This is a genomic window from Variovorax multivorans (genome assembly GCF_051216835.1).
Taxonomy (GTDB): Bacteria; Pseudomonadota; Gammaproteobacteria; order Burkholderiales; family Burkholderiaceae_C; genus Variovorax.
In genome coordinates, this window is sequence record NZ_JBPJZL010000050.1 from 1 (window position 1) to 1,682 (window position 1,682).

Genomic DNA, 1,682 nt, shown 5'->3' on the forward strand with positions numbered 1-1,682 from the left:
AACAGCGTGACGGACGACTGAGCCGAGGCAACACCGGCAACAGCCAGGGCAGCCAGAGCAACTGCCCTTTCGGTGCGAAAACTAGAGTGGCGCCAAGGCCGGTGAGGGCGGCCCTGGAAAGAAAAAAGCCCCGAGCTTTGCAGCTCGGGGCTAAATCCACCAATTGGAAGGGTGGAGGAGACAACTGGGTGCGCATACGTTTGCGCAATGAAATAAAGTATATCGACTGTTTGTTGCGTTGCAACAAGCGAGTGATGCTTTTCCCACACACAAATGGATGTCGGCGTGCATTTTTGCCCGACATCTCAGACTTGGAACTCCGAAAACCATGGAATGCACAGTAAGTTGGACCGGTGACGCGGGTACGCGATCGGCCATGGGCTTCGTCGCCGAGACGGGCAGCGGCCATGTCCTGATGATGGATGGCGCACCGGATGCCGCGAAGCCCGAGAACGGCGGACAGAATCTCGCCGCGCGGCCGATGGAGACCGTTCTTGCCGGCACCGGGGGATGCACTGCCTACGATGTCGTGCTCATATTGAAGCGCGGACGCCATCGCGTCGAGCGCTGCAGCGTCAAGCTGACCAGCGAGCGCGCCGAAAAAGACCCGAAGGTCTTCACGAAGATCCACATGCACTTCACCGTGGCGGGCAAGGGAATTCCGGCCTCTGCCGTGGAGCGCGCAATCGCACTGAGTCACGAAACGTATTGCTCCGCCAGCATCATGCTGGCGAAGACAGCCGAAATCACCACCAGCTTCGACCTGATCGAAACCTGAGTCGGCCGGCCTAGATGCGGTGCGCCAGCGTGGTCATCACGCGGGAAGCCACGCGCATCAGGGCCTTGGCCGGCGCCGGGAGCTCCGCCGCACCGGCGTCGACAGCCTGCGACGCATGGCGGGCTTCGTCGAGCTTCATCTGCTCGACCACCGCCTTGGATGCGCTGTCTCCGGGCGGGAGGCGATCGAGGTGGCTGTCCAGGTGGGCCTCTACCTGGCGCTCGGTCTCCGCGACGAACCCCAGGCTCAACGGGTCCCCTAGACGGCCTGCGACGAGACCGAGGCCGAAGGCGCCCGCATACCAGAGAGGATTCAGGATCGACGGGCGCGCGCCCAGCTCGTCAAGCCGCTGCCGGGTCCATGCCAGGTGATCGGTTTCTTCGTGCGCCGCTTCGATGAAATGGGCGCGCAGCGCGGGATCGCGTGTCACTGCCGCCTGGGCTGTGTAAAGCGCCTGTGCGCAGACTTCACCCACATGGTTCACCCGCATCAGCGCGCCGGCTTCCCGACGTTCCGCTTCACTCATCTCGCCCGGCGCCTGTGAGGGGGCGGGCGTCGCCCGCGTGGCATGGGGGCGGGCAAAAAGCGTGCGCAATGCCGCGTCTGCCGCGGTCAGAACGGGGTCGATCATGAGCGTCATGCGCCTATTTGAACGCACATGCGAAATGCCATGCCGGAGCCTCGTCATATTTCACATAGTGGTGTACGGAGGGGCCAAGTCATTTGTTGCAAGCGTGCAACGAAACGCGCGGGCCTTCCAAGATTTCGGGCGAATTGTTTTGCCCTGCCGCAGCGGCTCTGGTGCAATAGCATCAACTTCCCAAAAGGAGGTTGGCCCGGGGTCCGGTGGGAGCACAAAAGTGCCAGTCACGGTGAGCCCTTCGCACCGGAGCCCTATGTTTAA

General features: G+C 62.5%; 3 protein-coding genes. 1 reads left to right on the forward strand and 2 read right to left on the reverse strand.

Annotation, left to right across the window (positions count from 1 at the left end; genetic code table 11):
- The coding region (locus ACSFCA_RS36495; protein WP_435477490.1) for a hypothetical protein at nucleotides 1–247 on the reverse strand (247 nt) is incomplete at its 3' end.
- Between the two features lie 81 nt (nucleotides 248–328).
- Between ACSFCA_RS36495 and ACSFCA_RS36500 the strand changes: the two genes are divergently transcribed.
- The gene (locus ACSFCA_RS36500; protein ID WP_007834112.1) at nucleotides 329–778 is read left to right on the forward strand and encodes an OsmC family protein; all 450 of its coding nucleotides are present in this window, start codon (nucleotides 329–331) and stop codon (nucleotides 776–778) included.
- Nucleotides 779–788: 10 nt separating this feature from the next.
- Here ACSFCA_RS36500 and coq7 read toward each other — a convergent pair whose 3' ends face one another.
- The gene (gene coq7 / locus ACSFCA_RS36505) at nucleotides 789–1,418 is read right to left on the reverse strand and encodes a 2-polyprenyl-3-methyl-6-methoxy-1,4-benzoquinone monooxygenase (protein ID WP_435460934.1); all 630 of its coding nucleotides are present in this window, start codon (nucleotides 1,416–1,418) and stop codon (nucleotides 789–791) included.
- Nucleotides 1,419–1,682: the final 264 nt, after the last annotated feature.

Bases quoted from the DNA above. Each gene is read 5' to 3' on its own strand.
- ACSFCA_RS36500 (WP_007834112.1), top strand. From the start codon at position 329: ATGGAATGCACAGTAAGTTGGACCGGTGACGCGGGTACGCGATCGGCC.
- coq7 (WP_435460934.1), bottom strand. From the start codon at position 1,418: ATGACGCTCATGATCGACCCCGTTCTGACCGCGGCAGACGCGGCATTG.